The sequence below is a fragment of the Streptomyces sp. H27-D2 genome (genome assembly GCF_035828615.1).
In the GTDB taxonomy this organism is placed as follows: domain Bacteria; phylum Actinomycetota; class Actinomycetes; order Streptomycetales; family Streptomycetaceae; genus Streptomyces.
In genome coordinates this window covers 1-16,142 of the sequence record NZ_JAYMZR010000131.1, presented here as the reverse complement: position 1 = coordinate 16,142, position 16,142 = coordinate 1, and the positions used below count along the sequence as shown (strand labels likewise).

Sequence of the window (16,142 nt, the reverse complement as noted above, 5' to 3'; positions counted from 1 at the left end):
GCCAGCCGCGCCCCGCGGCTACGGCTTGCGCGCGATGCCGCCCGCCATCAGCCGCTGGCCGACCGTCAGTGGTGGCTCCACCGGCTCGTCGGGACGCCACTGCGGCAGGTAGACCACCCCGGGGTCGAGGAGCTCCAGGCCCTGGAAGTACCCCTCGATCTCCGCCAGGGTGCGGAACCGGCCGGTGCCCAGGTCGGTGAGGAGCACCGACTCCAGTTCGGCCGCGTCCGGGCTGGACGCGCAGAAGTGGGTGAGGAAGAGGTGGCTGCCGGGCGGCACGGCCGCCAGATAGGACCGTACGAGCCCCGCCGGGTCCTCCTCGTCGTTGAGGTGGTGCACGACGCCCACCAGCATCAGGCCGACCGGCTGCTCGAAGTCGATGAGTTCGCGCACCCGCGGGTGCTCCAGCACGCTGCCCGGATCGCGCAGGTCCGCCGTGACGAGCGCCGTCCGGTCGTTCGCGGCCAGCAGCTCGCGCCCGTGCGCCCGCACGATCGGGTCCTTGTCGACATAGACCACGCGCGTCCCGGGGGCCTCCGCCTGGGCCACCTGGTGGGTGTTCTGCGCGGTCGGCAGGCCCGAGCCCAGGTCCAGGAACTGACGGATGCCGGCCCGGGCCAGGCAGCGCACGCCCCGGCCGAGGACGGCCCGGTTGTAGCGGCCGACGTCGCCGATCTCCGGCAGCACCCGTAAGGACTCGGCCGCGATGGCGCGGTCCACCGCGAAGTTGTCCGTGCCGCCGAGGATCGCGTCGTAGACCCGCGCGATGCTCGGTGTGCTCTCGTCCACGCCGATCGGTTCCCGGTCCGCCATGGCGTCCCCATCCTGTGGCCGCTGCGGCTGGGCCGGCCGGCCCAGCCGCTCTGTGGCGAGGATGCCCGCCCACCGGCGTCCGGGTCCATGGCGCGGCGCGGATCAGCTCCCGACGGCGTGCGGAGTGTCCCAGCAGGCTCGTCGCGCTCAGCCATCTTGACGCATCACCATCTTGAATGAGACATTGATGTCTCATTCGATCGTGAGGTGTCCCGTGCAGAGTCAGCCCGTGCTGGCCGGTTCAGTACCCGTCCCCGCCCTCGACCCCCGTCGCTGGGCGGTCCTCGCCGTGCTGTCCGGCAGCCTGTTGATCATCGCGATGGACACGACGATCCTGAACGTCGCCTTCCCGTCCCTGGTGGCGGATCTGCGGCCCGGCTCGGTCGAGCAGCTGTGGATCATCGACTCCTACGCGCTGGCGCTGTCCGGACTGCTCATCACCGCCGGAGCGCTCGGCGACCGGTTCGGGCGCAAGCTGCTGCTGATCACCGGGTTCTCGATCTTCGCTCTCGCCTCACTGGCCGCCGTCCTCGCGACCGCCCCCTGGCAGCTCATCGCGGCACGGGCGTTGCTGGGCGTCGGCGGCGCGGCCATCATGCCGTCCACCCTGTCGATCCTGCGCCAGGTCTTCAGCGACGCGCGGGAGCGGGCCGTGGCGTACGCGGTCTGGGCCGCGGTCTTCGGCGGCGGCATGGCGCTCGGCCCGGTCGTCGGCGGGCTGCTCGTCCAGTCGTACGGCTGGCACGCCGCCTTCCTGCTCAACCTCCCGATCGCGGTCCTGGTGATCGGCCTCGGCCTGTGGCTGCTGCCCGAGTCCCGCAAACCCGCGCTGGGCGGCTGGGACTGGTGGGGCGTGGGTCAGTCCATGACCGGTATGTTCGCGCTGGCCGCGGGCATCAAGCAGCTCGGCGAGAGCGGCCCCGCCTCGGCGACCGCCTGGTCCCTGCTGGCCGCGAGCGCCGTGCTGCTGACCGTCTTCGTACGCCGTCAGCTGCGCCGTGAACATCCGCTGTTGCAGGTCCGGCTGTTCGCCAACCGCTCGTTCAGCGCCTCGGCCGCTTCGCTGTTCCTGGCGATGGCCGGGATGGGCGCGGTGTTGTTCCTGCTCAGCCAGTGGTTCCAGTACGTGCAGGGCTACGGCCCGCTGGAGGCGGGCACCCGGCTGCTGCCCGCCCCGGTCGCGCTGATCGTCACCTCGCTGCTGGTCCCCACGCTGATGAGCCGCTTCCCGGTGCGCAATCTGCTCGGCGTCGGCATGCTCATGATGGCGGCCGGTCTCGCGCTGCCGTGGGCAGTCCAGCAGTTCGCCGTGATCGGCTACCCGGCGTTCGCCGTCTCGCTGGGCATCCTGGGCTGCGGTGTGGGCACCGCGACCACGGTGGCCTCGGTGACCCTGATGGCGGCGACGCCACCCGAGGAAGCGGGCGGCGCGGCCGCGATCGAGGAGACCTCCTACGAGCTGGGCGCGGCCCTCGGCGTGGCGGTGCTCGGCAGCCTGGCCGGCGCGCTCTACCGCGCGGACCTTGCCGGTCTGCGGCTGGGCGGCGCGGACCTGCACGCGGTCCGCGAATCGATCGGCGAGGCGGCCCTGGTGTCGGGCCGGCTCGGCGGCGCCGAGGGCGCGGCACTGCTCGGCAAGGCCGCCGGGGCCTTCACCTCGGGCATGACGCCCGCCTTCCTGGGCGGCGCGGTGCTGGCGCTGATCGCGGCCGTCGCCTGCTGGATCATGATTCCGCGCGACCTGCGGCCGACCGAGAACAGCGAGCACTGAGCGGCTGTTCCCTCTCGCGGGCCGGCGGCCGGCGGCCGGCGGCCGCCGGGTGTCGGCCTGACGCCTCAGCGGCCGCCCCAGGTCCAGTCGACGACCTCCGGCAGGTCCTCGCCGTGCTCGCGGATCCAGCTGTGGTGGCGGGTGCGGACGTCCTCCATGCTCTGCCGTACGGAGACCGCGCGCACCCCCAGCCCCGGCACCCGGTCGATGACGTCCATGACGAGCCGGTAGCGGTCCATGTCGTTGCGCACGAGCATGTCGAACGGCGTGGTCGTGGTGCCCATCTCCTTGTAGCCGCGCACATGCAACTGCGCGTGGTTGGCACGGCGGTAGGCCAGCCGGTGCACCAGCCACGGATAGCCGTGGTAAGCGAAGATCACCGGCTTGTCGCGGGTGAACAGCGCCTGGTAGTCGGACTCCCGCATTCCGTGCGGGTGCTCGTAGTGGGGCATCAGCCGCGTCATGTCGACGACGTTGACGACCCGCACCGCCAGCTCGGGCAGATAGCGGCGGAGCAGGTCGGCGGCGGCCAGCACCTCCTGGGTGGGCACGTCGCCCGCGCAGCCCAGGACGACGTCCGGCGCGCGCTCGCCGGTCTCCGTACCGGCCCACTCCCACACCCCGGCCCCGCGCGCGCAGTGCGCGCGGGCCTGGTCGAGGTCGAGCCAGTCGAAGGTGGGCTGCTTGCCGGCGACGATGACGTTGACGTAGTCGCGGCTGCGCAGCACATGGTCGGCGACCGAGAGCAGCGTGTTGGCGTCCGGCGGCAGGTAGACCCGCACCACCTCGGGGCTCTTGTTGAGGACGTGGTCGACGAAGCCGGGGTCCTGGTGGGAGAAGCCGTTGTGGTCCTGCCGCCAGACATGCGAGGTGAGCAGGTAGTTGAGGGAGGCGATGGGCATCCGCCAGGGCAGCCCGCGGGAGATCTTGAGCCACTTGATGTGCTGGTTCACCATCGAGTCGACGATGTGCACGAACGCCTCGTAGCAGGAGAACAGACCGTGCCGGCCGGTCAGCAGATAGCCCTCCAGCCAGCCCTGGCACAGGTGCTCGGAGAGCACTTCCATCACCCGGCCGTCGCGGGCCAGATGCTCGTCCGTCTCCAGCGTCTCGGCCTGCCACGCCCGGCCGGTGGCTCCGTAGAGCGCCTCCAGCCGGTTCGAGTCGGTCTCGTCCGGTCCGACCACCCGGAAATCGCGCCGGCGCGCGGTGTCGGCCATGATCCGGGCGAGCAGGCCGCTGAGCACCCGGGTGGGCTCATGGGCGGTGGTCCCGGGCTTGCTGACCGGAACGGCGTAGTGCTCCAGCGGTGGTACGGGCAGTGCGCGCACCAGCCGGCCGCCGTTGGCGTGCGGGTTCGCGCCCAGCCGCCGCTCGCCGTCGGGGATGTGCTCCAGGACCTGTGGGCGGGGGCTGCCCTGCTCGTCGAAGAGTTCCTCGGGGCGGTACGAGCGCAGCCACCGCTCCAGCTGCGCGAGGTGTTCGGGGTTGTCCCGCACCCCCGACAGCGGGACCTGGTGGGCGCGCCAGGTGCCCTCGACCGGCTGCCCGTCGACCTCGGCGGGGCCGGTCCAGCCCTTGGGCGTACGGAGCACGATCATCGGCCAGCGCGGCCGTTCGGTGTCGCCCCGCTCGCGCGCGAGGTGCTGGAAGGCGCCGATCCGGTCCAGCGCGTCGTCCATGGCGCGGGCCATCGCCCGGTGCACTTCGAGCGGGTCGTCGCCGCTGACGTGGATCGGCTGGTGTCCGTAGCCGCGCAGCAGCTCGTCCAGCTCCGATTCGGGGAGCCGGGCCAGCACGCTGGGGTTGGCGATCTTGTAGCCGTTGAGGTGCAGGATCGGCAGCACCGCGCCGTCGTGCACCGGGTCGAGGAACTTGTTGCTGTGCCAGGACGCGGCCAGCGGCCCGGTCTCCGCCTCACCGTCGCCGATCACGCAGGTCACCAGCAGCCCGGGGTTGTCCAGCGCGGCGCCGTAGGCGTGGGCCAGCGAATAGCCCAGCTCGCCGCCCTCGTGGATGGAGCCGGGCGTCTCGGGGGCGACGTGGCTGGGCACCCCGCCGGGGAAGGAGAACTGCCGGAACAGCCGCTCCATCCCGTCCCCGTCGCGGCTCACGTCCGGATAGACCTCCGAGTAGCTGCCCTCCAGCCAGGAATTGGCGACCACCGCGGGCCCGCCGTGTCCCGGCCCCCAGACGCAGACGGCGTCCAGCCCGCGCGCCTTGATGACGCGGTTGAGATGGGTGTGCACGAGGTTGAGGCCGGGGGAGGTGCCCCAGTGCCCGAGCAGCCTCGGCTTGATGTGCGCGGGGCGCAGCGGTTCGGCCAGCAGGGGGTTGCTCATCAGGTAGATCTGGCCGACGGCCAGATAATTCGCGGCGCGCCAGTGGGCGTCCAGTGCGCGCAGCTCTTGCTCGGCGGGCCCGGCGGTGGCGGGCGCTGTGCCCGCGGGCCCGGCGGGCGGGGACGTCCGGTGGTCCGGCATGGCTACCTCTCTCGGCCGTGGGCGGTGGGGATTGCGACCCCATTCGCAGCGGAGTGCCCCGAAAGTACGGTACGCAACGTCCGGCGTCGATGCCCGCCGAGGATTCACGGGCCATGACCGGCCAGTGATCGGCCCGCGACCGGCTCAGGACCGGCCCGCGACCGCGCGCGCCGTCCTGGCGCGCGGCCGGCGGTCAGGGGCGGGTCAGTGCGGGGTCAGGCCGGACAGTACGAAGTCCAGTGCGGCCGAGACCACTTGGGTGAACGGCTCGGGCTCCGGCCGGCCATCCTGACCCGGTGGCTCGGCCCGGTCCGGCCGGTCGGCGCGCTCGGGCCGCCCGGAGCGCTCGCGGCCCCCGGCCGCGCCGACGCCGCGGACGCGGGGGCCGTCCCCGTCGTACCAGTCGATGGCCGCTCCGGCGATCGTCGCGATGGTGACCCAGGCGAGGAAGGCGACCGGCAGCCCCGGCGCGAACTCGCCCGAGGCGCGCCCGCGCGCGAGCGTGTCGGCGACCAGGCGCAGCAGGTCGGGGCAGGCTTCGCCGGCCGCGTCGACCGACCGGGAGACGGCGATCAGTTCGCGCCCCATCTCGATCAGCGCCGGATGCCCCGGCCCCCAGCCGCTGGTCACCGCCGCGCCCAGCACCCGCAGTTCGGCGGCGGCGGTGCGCGGGCGGGCGAGCGCCACCGCGTCGCGGGCCTGCCCCGCGAGTCGCCGGTTGTACTCGGTCAACAGGCCGGCCTTGGTGCCGTACAGCCGAAAGAAGGTGGCCCGGCCGGCCAGTGCGTGCCGGCAGATCTCCTCGACGCTCACCTCGGCGTAGGCGTGCTCGGAGAAGAGCTGCATCGCGGCGTCGAACAGCTCTTCGCGGGTCCGTTGTCTCTTGCGTTCGCGCAGTGAGGACTCGCCCCCGGTCTGTCGCAGCGCTGGTGCCTCGTTCACGGCGTCCTGCCCCCGATCGTTTCGCGTGGGCGGCTCCGCGGTGGTGCGTTTCCGGCCTGTGGATACCCTGGGATCTGTATTGATACCTGCGTATCGTTGGATCTGCGCGTATCACTTTGTCGGGAGCGGTAGCCCTGCCGGGAACAGTCCATCAGGCGCGCACTCATGGCCGGGCCAGCTTCCGCACTGCGGCAACACCGCAGCCGCACAAGGGAGTACGGTATGAAGGCTCTGCAGTTCGTCGGCGTGGGGCAACCTCTCGAACTCAACGATGTTCCCGAACCCACCCCGGAACCCGGCTGGGTTGTGGTCGAAGTCGTCGCCGCCGGCCTGTGCCACTCCGACCTGCACATACTCCACGGCCCCGGCGCGGCCTGGCTGGACCACATACCGATCACCCTCGGCCATGAGGTCGCGGGTACCGTCTCCGCGCTCGGCGAGGGGGTGACCGGCTTCCGGATCGGGCAGCGGGTCGGCGTCGGCCTGGTGTCGGACCTCTCCGAGGGGCCTGGCGGGTCGTTCATGGGCAGCGCGCCCGGGGTCGCGGTCGACGGCGGCTATGGCGAGAAGATCGTGGCGCACGCCTCCAGCCTGGTCCCGATCCCCGAGGGCGTGTCCTACGCGGCCGCCGCCGTGGCCACCGACTCGACGACCACGGCCTATCACGCGGTGCGGACCTCGGGGCGGGTCCGTGCGGGCATGGTCATCGGCGTCATCGGGCTCGGCGGCCTGGGGCTCAACGCGGTGCGCGTCGCGGACATCCTCGGCGCCGTCGTCTACGGCGTCGACGTGAACGCCGGAACCTTCGACGACGCGCGCAAGCTCGGCGCCCGCGACTGTTTCACCGGCGTCGCCGATCTCAAGTCCCTGGAGCCCGAGGTCATCATCGACTTCGCCGGGACGGGCGTCACCACGGCCGAGGCCATCGAGACCGTGCGTCCGCGCGGCCGGGTGGTGCTGGTCGGCCTCGGCGCGCAGACGACCAGTTTCGCCACGGACCAACTGGTCACCCGGCGCGTCGAACTGTGCGGTTCACTCGGTTCCGACAGCAACGAGGAACTGCGCGAGGTCTACGACCTGATCGCGGCGGGCGAGATCGAGCCGATCATCGAGGAGATCCCATTCGCCGACGTGCCCGAAGGGCTGGCCCGGCTGGAGCGGGGCGTCGTGCGCGGCCGGCTGGTGACCTGCCCGCGCGGCTGAGCCCGCGTACCGCCCGGTCAGCGGGGGTGTCGGCCGGGCGGGTGACCGGCGGCCGGACGCGGCGGCGCTCCTCGCGAACACGCCGGGAGGCTCCGCCGCCATGGCCGGGCTGCCCCGGAACTGCCCGGAGGGCGAAGGGAGATGACAAGAGTCCATGACCGGATGTGGATGATTGATTTCCATTTGCTGTTCTATCTTGATCGAGCGATCAGTAGCCTCAGCTCCATACGTCGGCATGAACATGGCCGCACCGCGCCTTCGAGAGCTGGAGAGTATTGATGGAGCGTCCCGCCTGGGCCCCTCAGGGCATAGACCTGTCCGTGCCGAGCGTGTCCCGCATCTACGACTACTACCTGGGCGGTTCGCACAACTTCGAGGTCGACCGCGAGGCGGGGCGCAGGGCCGGTGAAGCCTTTCCGGGACTGCCGAAGATCATGCAGGCCAACCGCGCGTTCATGCGCCGCGCCGTACGGCACGCCCTGGACAACGGCGTGAACCAGTTCCTCGACATCGGCTCCGGCATCCCTACCTTCGGCAACGTCCATGAGGTGGCCCAGGCCGCCGACCCCGACGCCCGGGTGGTCTACGTCGACCACGACCCGGTCGCCGTCGCGCACAGCCGGGCCGTACTGCGGGACAACGAGAACAGCGGCATCGTCGCCGCCGACCTGCGCTCGCCCGAGACCATCCTGAGCAGCCCCGAGGTCGGCCGGCTGCTGGACCTGGACCGGCCGGTGGCGCTGCTGCTCGTCGCCGTACTGCACTTCCTGGAGGACCAGGACGAGCCGGCGAAGTGCGTCGCACAACTGCGGGACGCACTTGCCCCGGGCAGTCTCCTGGTGCTCACCCACGCCTCCACCGAAGGCGGCCCGCGCAACCAGGAGGAAGGCGAGCAGGTGCAGGGCGTCTACCAGCAGATCGGCTCGCCGCTGCTCATGCGCTCGCGCCCCGAGGTCGAGCGCTTCTTCGACGGATTCGAGATCATCGAGCCGGGCCTGGTCTCCATGCCCGACTGGCGGCCGGACCGGCCGGACGCGGAGCGAGGGGACCCGGTGTCCTACAGCGGCTTCGCGGGCGTGGGGCTCAAGGCGTGAGTCCAGGGGCGAGAACGAACGAGAACGAGCAGCCCGGCGACGAGCGGGCGGACCGGCTGCGGCGCTTCGCGAGGATCTGGAGCCGGGCCATCTACCCCTCCACCGCGACGTCGATGACGAACGAGGAGTTCGAGGAGTATCTGATCCCGCTGTCCAGGGATCTCAGCGACGCCCTGCACGCGCGCCCCTTCGACCCCAGACCCGCCTTCGAGGTCGGGGCCGCCCTGGTCAGCGCGCACTGCACCGACGTCGAGGCGCTGCCCCGCATCCTGGGGGTGGTCGATTCCTATCTCGTGCTCTACTGCGCCCCCGAACCCTCCCTCCCGGTGGAGGAGATCCGGGGGCGTTCCGCGCGTCTGCAGCACTCACTCGCCGCGGGATTCGCCGGCGCGCTCCAGGAACGCACCCGCGCCGAGCAGGAGGCGATGTCCCGCGCGGCGCTCACCGCGCAGACCGAGGCCGAGAAGGCCCTGCACACCAGCCAGGCCCGGTTCCGCGCCGTCTTCGAGGACGCCGCCATCGGCATCGGGATCGCCGACATCGCCGGCCGGGTGCTCGACGTCAACGAAGCCCTGACCACGATGTTCGGCGGCCTCGAACACCACGTGCGCAGCCGCAACGTCAGCGACTGGGTGCACCCCGAGGACGGCCCCGAGACCTGGCGCATGCAGCGGGAACTGGCCCGCGGCGAACGGGACAGCTTCCGGATCGAGAAGGCGTACTACCGCAACGACGGCAGCGCGCTGTGGACCAATCTGACCGTCTCGCTGCTGCGCGACGCCGCGGGCATCCCGCAGTACCAACTGGCGCTCATGGAGGACATCACCGAGCGGCGGCTGCTCAACGAACGGCTGCGCTACGAGGCGACCCACGACGCCCTCACCGGCCTGCCCAACCGCACCATGTTCTTCGAACGCCTCGACGAGGCGCTCGACCCCGACCGCGGGGCCTCCCACTTCGGGGTCTGCTACCTCGACCTGGACGGGTTCAAGGCGGTCAACGACAGCCTGGGCCACGCCGTCGGCGACCAACTGCTCGTCGCGGTCGCGCAGACCCTGCAACGCTGCGTCAGCGGCCCCGACCAGCTCATCGCCCGCCTCGGCGGCGACGAGTTCGTCGCCCTGGTCACCGGCCCGCCGGAGCGCACCGACACCACCGGGCTCGCCCGCCGCATCCTCACCGCCCTGGAGGAGCCGATCAGCCTCGACGGGCGCGAGCTGTCCGTACGCGGCAGCATCGGCATCGTCGACGGCGCGGCCGGACTGCTCGACCCCGCCGAGGTGCTGCGCAGCGCGGACATCAGCATGTACCGGGCCAAATCCGCCGGCGGAAACCGGTACGCGCTCAGCGACGCGGACTCCGAGGCGCGGACCATCGCCCGGCACAGCCTCACCAACAACCTGCCCACCGCGCTGGACAGCGGCGAGTTCTTCATCGAGTACCAACCGCTGGTCCGGCTCTCCGACGGCACCGTACGCGGCGCCGAGGCCCTCGTACGCTGGCTCCACCCGGTGCACGGGGTCCTCGGCCCCGACCAGTTCATCCCGCTCGCCGAGAGCACCGGACTGATCGTCCCGCTCGGCCGCTGGGTCCTCGAACAGGCCGCCCGGCAGGCCTGCGCCTGGCAACGGGAGAGCGCCGACGGCTCACCGCTGCGCGTCAACGTCAACCTCTCGCCCTGCCAGCTCAGTTACCCGGGGCTGGTGTCCGAGACCGTCAAGGTGCTGGAGGACGCCGGACTCGAACCGAGCGCGCTGTGCCTGGAGGTGACCGAGAACGCCTTCATCGGAGCCGACGAGGAAGCGCTGCGCCCGCTGCGCCAACTCGCCGACCTGGGCGTGGACATCGCACTGGACGACTTCGGCACCGGCTACTCCAATCTGTCCTACCTGCGCAGACTGCCCGTCAGCACACTCAAGCTGGACCGCTCGTTCACCCGCGGCATGCAGCGCACCCCGGCCGATCCGGTCGACGTGAAGATCGTGGAGAGCGTCGTCTCGCTCGCCCACACCCTCGGCCTCAGCGTCACGGTCGAGGGCGTGGAGACCGGCTTGCAGGCCGAGCTGTTGCGCGTACTGGGCTGCGACACGGCCCAAGGCTGGTACTACGCCCGCCCCGGTCCGCCCGACCGGCTGCACACGCTGTCCCTGGTCGACGCCGCGAGCGGCTGACACCCGGCTCGACCGCCACCACCGCCCGGCCCGTCCGCCGGCGTGGACAGGTGGCCACGGGGGCGAGCCGGCGTCGTCGATCAACCGTCCAGCGACTCCCGCTCAGCGGCGTCGAACAGCCGTGAGCGGATGAGGAAACGGACCCCCTCGGGCGCCTCCAGCGAGAAGCCGCTGCCGCGCCCCGGCACCACGTCCACCGTGAGGTGGGTGTGCCGCCACAGCGCGAACTGGTCCGCCGACATCCAGAAGTCGACGCTCTCGCCGACCCCTTCGACCTCCAGCGAGGCCAGCAGCACATCGGATCCGCCGGTCCTGAACTCGCCCCGCGGGTAGCACATCGGCGAACTGCCGTCGCAGCAGCCGCCCGACTGATGGAACATCAGCGGCCCGTGCATCACGTGCAGTTGGCGGATCAACTGCTCCGCCGCAGGCGACAGAGCGATCCGCGAGATGCCGTCCATGTCCAAAGCCTCCTGCTCCGAGCCGCCACCACTGACGCACGGACGTATCCTGCTCCCCGCAACGTTGCGGGGAGGTTGCAACGCGGCCCCGAGCAGATCCAACGGCCGTCGCTCCGGATAGGCGGAGCCTTCGTTGCAACCTTCACGCAACGCTGCGCGGAGCAAGATGGATCACTGCGCGGCGAGCGGCGGAAGAAACGTCGTGAGCTGAGCGGGAAGCACCACTGTGACCAGTCGAGGTAAATCGACCGGACAAACCGGACGCAAGGAGGGGTTGTCGTCGTCTACCTGCGTGACCTCATCCTCGGCGGTGACCCGTACCGGCTGCGCATCCTCATGGACCGCAATCTGGAACTGACACCCAAACTGACCTGGACGGTCATCGCCACCGCGGCGGCACTGCCGGGCGGGCTCCGCCCGGGAACACCCGTTTCCAACATCGCCAGCCTGACCGCCGACGCCTCGACCTACAGCGACCGCCGCTACGCCATGGGCCTGTACCGAAGAGCGGCAGCCCCGGTCTGTTTCACCATCTCCACGCTCGTCGCCAACGCGCTCTGGCTCGGATCGCCCTTCGACGACGCCACACCGAACCAGAACATCCTGTACGAGGCCGTGCGGCTGCTGCCGCCGTCCTGGAACATCCTGCGGCACGCATCCCCCGAATACCCCGCCCTCGACTCCCGCATCACCGCGTCCGACGACGTCCTGGTGCTACCGCTGCTCAGCCACCGCGACCCCACCCTCTGGGAGGACCCCGACGCGTTCCGCCCTGAACGCTGGGACGGCCTCGACCCCGACGACCAGCCTGGATACCTCCCCTTCGGCCACGTCTCCGAACGCTGCCGGGGACGGCACATGGTGATGCCCTTAGCCGAGATGCTTCTCGACATGCTGCGCCGCGATGGTCTGGCGGTCAGTCGGCAGCAGACCACGGCCGAGGTGCCCCTCGCCGGCCTTCTCGGTGTCTCCTAGGTCCGGATCACCCGGCAGTGAGCCCGGCCGATGACCCCAGCCGATGACACAACGATCCGTCGTGACGTCATGGGCCGATCCAGGGGACCTGGCATTACTGGGCGAAGCGGCCGATCATGCGCGTGGCGTGAGCACGGACGGACCCGGTCCCGCCCACAGTGGCACGTCACTTTTCCGCTCGGCGTGGCCCGGGTATACCCCTGGGGACAAGTGGAAGGCAGCTGCTCATTCTGCTCCGGCGAGCGTCCCCGGCAAGAGGTGAAGCGCAGGTATGCACCCCGTCGAAGGCATGTGGCACGCACGCACAGGGGACCGCTGATGACAACGTCGGCGGGGAATCGCGCGGTGATCGTGGGCGGAGGTTACGCGGGGCTCGTCACGGCCCGCGTCCTCGCCGACCGGTTCGGCGAGGTGACGCTCATCGAACAGGACGGCATCGTCCCGTACCCCACTCACCGCAGAGGCACCCCGCAGAGCCGGCACCCCCACGCGCTGCTGGCCCGTGGCGCGCACATCCTTGAGCAGCTCTTTCCCGGCCTGCGCGCCGAGCTGTCCGAAAAGGGCGCGCCTGTCTGCGACTTCGGGCATTTCCCGATGCTGTACCCCACGGGCTGGTCCCCACGGGTACCGACCGGGCTGCCTCTGCAGACCTTCAGCCGACCCCTGCTGGAGGCCTCCATCCGCCGGCGCGTCCTGGCGCATCCTGGGGTCACCCTCCTCGACAGGACTCGGGTCGAGGGGCTGATCCTCGACCCCGGACGCGAGCGCGTCACCGGCGTACGGGCCGGCGCAGGGGGCGGCGGGAGCGCCACTCACCACGCCGACCTGGTGGTCATCGCCGCTGGGCGCCACTGCCGGCTCCCCGACTGGCTGTCGGACGCGAGGTGCGCCGGGCCCGAGGTGCTCAAGGTCGACGGAAGGCTGTCGTACGTATCACGCGTCTACCGTCGCGAGCGCGCTCCCGAGCGGGACTGGCAGGCGTCCATGCAGGTCACCCACGCCCCGACGGTGAGACGGGGCGGCACCGCGGTCTCGATCGAGGACGACCGTTGGCTGGTCTGCTTGTTCGGCGCCGACGGCATGGTGGCCCCCGCCGACCCCGAGGGGTTCGCCGCCTACGCGGCCTCCCTGGCGAACCCGCACATCCGGGAGGTGGTCGCGACGGCCGAGCCGCTGGGGCGGATCTACCGCTACGTCGGACTCGGCGGCCAGTGGAACCGCTACGACCGGCTCCGCCCGTGGCCCGGCGGCCTGGTCGTACTCGGCGACGCCCTGTGCGCCCTCAACCCCCTGTACGGACACGGCATGACCGTCAGCGCGCTGCAGGCCCTCCTGCTGGCCCGGACCCTCGACGACGGCAGTCTGCCGTCCGCCTGCGGCCGCTTCCAGCGACGCTCCGCGCGCACGGTGCGGCTGGCCTGGCACATGTCCTCCAGCCTCGATCTCGGCTGGACACCAGGAGCCGCGCCCGCCGGGGCGGCGATCTCCCGCTGGTTTCTGCACAAGCTGCTGCGACGCATACCGAACGACCCCGACCTGTACCGCAGGTTCTTGAACGTCCAACACCTGATGGCTCCCCCCGCCACGCTCCTCGTACCGTCCCTGCGGCCCTCGCTCAGAGGCGGCGGCCGGACATGACAGACCTCGCCGACGGCTCGCGATCCGGCATCAGCTTCTCCCCCCTCTCCGCCGCGGCGGCGTCCTGGTCATCCGAGCACGGCGCCCAGATCACGTAGGCTCAGCGGATGGCGAAGTATTTCGACGTGCACCCCGAGAACCCTCAGCGGCGCACCATCAGCACAGTGGCTGACAGCATCCGCTCCGGCGCGCTCGTCGCCTACCCGACCGACTCCTGTTTCGCGCTGGGATGCCAGCTGGGCAGTCGCGACGGTATTGACCGGATTCGGTCGATCCGGAACCTCGATGATCGTCACCACTTCACCCTCGTGTGTCAGAACTTCGCGCAGCTGGGCCAGTTCGTGCAGATTGACAACGACGTGTTCCGCGCGATCAAGGCAGCGACGCCCGGCAGTTACACCTTCATCCTGCCCGCGACCAAAGAAGTGCCGCGCCGGATGATGCACCCGAAGAAGAAGACGGTCGGAGTCCGAATCCCGGACCATGTCGTCACTCAGGCCCTGCTCGCCGACCTCGGTGAGCCGCTGGTCTCCAGCACCCTGCTGCTGCCCGACGAGGACGAGCCGCTGACTCAGGGCTGGGAGATCAAGGAACGACTCGACCACGTGGTGGACGCCGTGGTCGACTCGGGCGACTGCGGCACCGTGCCGACCACCGTCATCGACTTCTCCAGCGGCAGCGCTGAGATCGTACGCCGGGGGGCAGGCGACACTGCGCGGTTCGAGTAGCCGCGCCGGCCGGATCGCACCGAAGGTTCTGGCGGCCATCGGACCGGACCAGGCACTCTCTCCGCGGCTCTGAGCGGTCTTGTCGAAGTGCGGTGCGTGTTCGCGCCACAACGGGGCGCGGGTAACCGAACGGAAGACGGGAATTGCCCGCCGGCGCACCGAAGCTGACCTCGCAGCCCACGAAGGCCCGGGGCGTCAGGCAGGGGCGCACGGCATCGCGACGACTGGGGGTGCGACGACGCTTGGGTGGGTCTAGCCTTCGGGGTAGAAGACGAACAGTGTGCAGCCCGTGGTGCTCTGTGGGATGTGTGAGGAACCTGCGGGGGCGTGGATGAAGGAGCCCGCGGGATAGTCCCGGTCGCCGTCGTTGAAGATGCCGGAGACCACGAAGACCTCCTCGGGACCCGGTTCGTGGACGTCGACTCCGTGGGCTTCCTTGCGGAGCTGCGGGCGGACCTGAAGGCCCGTACTTTCCGGCCCCTTCCGGTGCGGCAGCGTGGGATTCCCAAGGCTGGCGGCAAGGTCCGCTATCTGGGGATCAACACGATCCGGGACCGGGTGGTGCAGGCGTCCTTGAAGCTGGTTCTGGAGCCGATCTTCGAGGCGGATTTCCTCCCGTGTTCCTACGGGTTCCGCCCCAAACGCCGGGCTCATGATGCGATCGCCGAGAGTCACCATCTGGTCTCCCGCTCCTATGAGTGGGTGGTCGAGGGTGACATCGAAGGCTGCTTCGACAACATCGGGCACACACCCGTTCTGACACGGATGCGGGACCGGGCCGGAGACAAACGCGTCATGGATCTGGTGAAGGCGTTCCTCAAAGCCGGGATCCTCACCGAGGAATCCGGCCTGAAGGAGTCCAGAGCTGGTGCACCACAAGGCGGGATCTTGTCGCCCGTGATCTCCAATATCGCCCTGTCTGTACTGGACGAGGCGATCGCGGAGGGACCGGGAGGACCGATGACCACCCGGAGCCGCAGGGCTCATCGGCGGGCAACGGGCAAGCCCAACTACCGGATCTGCCGGTATGCGGACGAATTTCTCGTGCTCGTCGCCGGGACCCGCGAGGATGCGATAGCCATCCGTGACTGGGTAGCTGAGGTCCTCTCCCCGATGGGCCTTCGCCTGTCGCCGGAGAAGACGAAGATCACGCACATCGACGAGGGCCTGGACTTCCTCGGCTGGCGCCTCCAGCGTCACCGGAAGAAGGGCACCAATCGGTACTACGTCTACACCTACCCGTCCAAGAAGGCCCTCGGGTCGGTCAAGGACAAGGTGCGAGCGGCATGCCGACAGGACACCAATTTGCCGCTGGAGGCCCTGCTGCACCGCCTCAACCGGGTGCTCAGGGGCTGGACCGCCTACTTCCGCTTCGGCGTCTCGCACGCCACTTTCCGCTATCTACGCCATTTCGTCTGGCAGCGGGTCATCAAGTGGCTGCGTCGAAAGTTCCGCCGGAGCAACTGGAAGGAACTGCGCCGCCGCAACTGCGGTGGACGCTGGTGGCCCGTCACGGACGAGGTGCGTCTGTTCGACCCCGCGCGGGTGCAGACGATTCGCTACCTCTACCGGGGCACGAAGATTCCCTCTCCGTGGCCCAGCAACGGCTGAAGAACGCCGTCCAACCGGGGCTTGTGGAGCGCCCGTTGCTCGGGAACGGGCACGGCGGGTGCAGAGGACGGCCCGGGGAAACGGTCTGGTCGAAAGGCCAGCACCGCGTCCCGGGCCGACCCTACTCCTCTGGGTGAAGTGACCGAGAACGAGCCGGAGGCGCTGGTCGCCTTCATCGGGAACCAGAGGACCGAGCACGGTGTTGCGCACACCGTTGCCTGCCGGGTGCTGGGCGTGTCCGAGGCGTGGTTC

11 protein-coding genes and 2 pseudogenes are annotated in these 16,142 nt (G+C 70.4%); 8 read left to right on the top strand and 5 right to left on the bottom strand.

Annotation, left to right across the window (positions count from 1 at the left end):
• Positions 1 to 18: 18 nt before the first annotated feature.
• Positions 19 to 813, bottom strand: a complete 795-nt coding sequence (locus QMK28_RS31155; protein WP_326443050.1) for an SAM-dependent methyltransferase — start codon at positions 811 to 813, stop codon at positions 19 to 21.
• Positions 814 to 1,027: 214 nt separating this feature from the next.
• On the opposite strand from QMK28_RS31155, the gene QMK28_RS31150 reads away from it, so the two are divergent.
• A complete protein-coding gene (locus QMK28_RS31150; RefSeq protein ID WP_326443049.1) occupies positions 1,028 to 2,584 on the top strand; it encodes an MFS transporter in 1,557 nt (518 codons plus the stop codon).
• Between the two features lie 65 nt (positions 2,585 to 2,649).
• Here QMK28_RS31150 and QMK28_RS31145 read toward each other — a convergent pair whose 3' ends face one another.
• Entirely contained in the window at positions 2,650 to 5,067 is a 2,418-nt protein-coding gene (locus QMK28_RS31145) for a phosphoketolase family protein (RefSeq protein WP_326443048.1), read from the bottom strand.
• A 204-nt stretch (positions 5,068 to 5,271) separates the two neighbouring features.
• Complete coding sequence (locus QMK28_RS31140; protein ID WP_326443047.1) at positions 5,272 to 6,009, bottom strand: TetR/AcrR family transcriptional regulator; 738 nt, start codon at positions 6,007 to 6,009, stop codon at positions 5,272 to 5,274.
• 222 nt (positions 6,010 to 6,231) lie between these two features.
• On the opposite strand from QMK28_RS31140, the gene QMK28_RS31135 reads away from it, so the two are divergent.
• The 3 genes from QMK28_RS31135 (at position 6,232) to QMK28_RS31125 (ending at position 10,477) form a co-directional block, all read left to right on the top strand.
• Complete coding sequence (locus QMK28_RS31135; RefSeq protein ID WP_326443046.1) at positions 6,232 to 7,212, top strand: zinc-binding dehydrogenase; 981 nt, start codon at positions 6,232 to 6,234, stop codon at positions 7,210 to 7,212.
• Between the two features lie 278 nt (positions 7,213 to 7,490).
• A complete protein-coding gene (locus tag QMK28_RS31130) occupies positions 7,491 to 8,306 on the top strand; it encodes an SAM-dependent methyltransferase (RefSeq protein WP_326443045.1) in 816 nt (271 codons plus the stop codon).
• Positions 8,303 to 10,477, top strand: coding sequence for a putative bifunctional diguanylate cyclase/phosphodiesterase (locus tag QMK28_RS31125; RefSeq protein ID WP_326443044.1), 2,175 nt, complete (start codon positions 8,303 to 8,305; stop codon positions 10,475 to 10,477). Before QMK28_RS31130 ends, QMK28_RS31125 begins: the two co-directional genes overlap by 4 nt.
• Before the next feature lie 80 nt (positions 10,478 to 10,557).
• On the opposite strand, the gene QMK28_RS31120 is transcribed toward QMK28_RS31125, so the two are convergent.
• A complete protein-coding gene (locus QMK28_RS31120; RefSeq protein ID WP_326443043.1) occupies positions 10,558 to 10,938 on the bottom strand; it encodes a DUF779 domain-containing protein in 381 nt (126 codons plus the stop codon).
• A 282-nt stretch (positions 10,939 to 11,220) separates the two neighbouring features.
• Here QMK28_RS31120 and QMK28_RS31115 point away from each other — a divergent pair.
• From QMK28_RS31115 to QMK28_RS31105, 3 genes and pseudogenes are all read left to right on the top strand, one after another.
• Positions 11,221 to 11,913 (top strand): annotated as a pseudogene (locus QMK28_RS31115) (cytochrome P450); the annotation flags it as partial.
• Between the two features lie 318 nt (positions 11,914 to 12,231).
• A complete protein-coding gene (locus QMK28_RS31110) occupies positions 12,232 to 13,551 on the top strand; it encodes an NAD(P)/FAD-dependent oxidoreductase (protein ID WP_326443042.1) in 1,320 nt (439 codons plus the stop codon).
• A gap of 107 nt (positions 13,552 to 13,658) precedes the next feature.
• Complete coding sequence (locus tag QMK28_RS31105) at positions 13,659 to 14,279, top strand: L-threonylcarbamoyladenylate synthase (RefSeq protein ID WP_326443041.1); 621 nt, start codon at positions 13,659 to 13,661, stop codon at positions 14,277 to 14,279.
• Positions 14,280 to 14,531: 252 nt separating this feature from the next.
• Here the strand turns inward: QMK28_RS31105 and QMK28_RS31100 are convergent.
• Positions 14,532 to 14,699, bottom strand: a pseudogene (locus QMK28_RS31100) (cupin domain-containing protein); the annotation flags it as partial.
• Here QMK28_RS31100 and ltrA point away from each other — a divergent pair.
• Positions 14,691 to 15,890 carry a group II intron reverse transcriptase/maturase gene (ltrA, locus tag QMK28_RS31095; RefSeq protein ID WP_326443040.1) on the top strand — a complete coding sequence of 400 codons (1,200 nt, stop codon included), beginning with the start codon at positions 14,691 to 14,693 and terminating at the stop codon, positions 15,888 to 15,890. The pseudogene QMK28_RS31100 and the gene ltrA overlap by 9 nt on opposite strands.
• Positions 15,891 to 16,142: the final 252 nt, after the last annotated feature.

What these genes read in the sequence shown, in the direction of transcription:
- QMK28_RS31155 (WP_326443050.1), bottom strand. Translation starts at nt 813, where the DNA reads ATGGCGGACCGGGAACCGATCGGCGTGGACGAGAGCACACCGAGCATC.
- QMK28_RS31145 (WP_326443048.1), bottom strand. Translation starts at nt 5,067, where the DNA reads ATGCCGGACCACCGGACGTCCCCGCCCGCCGGGCCCGCGGGCACAGCG.
- QMK28_RS31135 (WP_326443046.1), top strand. Translation starts at nt 6,232, where the DNA reads ATGAAGGCTCTGCAGTTCGTCGGCGTGGGGCAACCTCTCGAACTCAAC.
- QMK28_RS31130 (WP_326443045.1), top strand. Translation starts at nt 7,491, where the DNA reads ATGGAGCGTCCCGCCTGGGCCCCTCAGGGCATAGACCTGTCCGTGCCG.
- QMK28_RS31120 (WP_326443043.1), bottom strand. Translation starts at nt 10,938, where the DNA reads ATGGACGGCATCTCGCGGATCGCTCTGTCGCCTGCGGCGGAGCAGTTG.
- QMK28_RS31110 (WP_326443042.1), top strand. Translation starts at nt 12,232, where the DNA reads ATGACAACGTCGGCGGGGAATCGCGCGGTGATCGTGGGCGGAGGTTAC.
- QMK28_RS31105 (WP_326443041.1), top strand. Translation starts at nt 13,659, where the DNA reads ATGGCGAAGTATTTCGACGTGCACCCCGAGAACCCTCAGCGGCGCACC.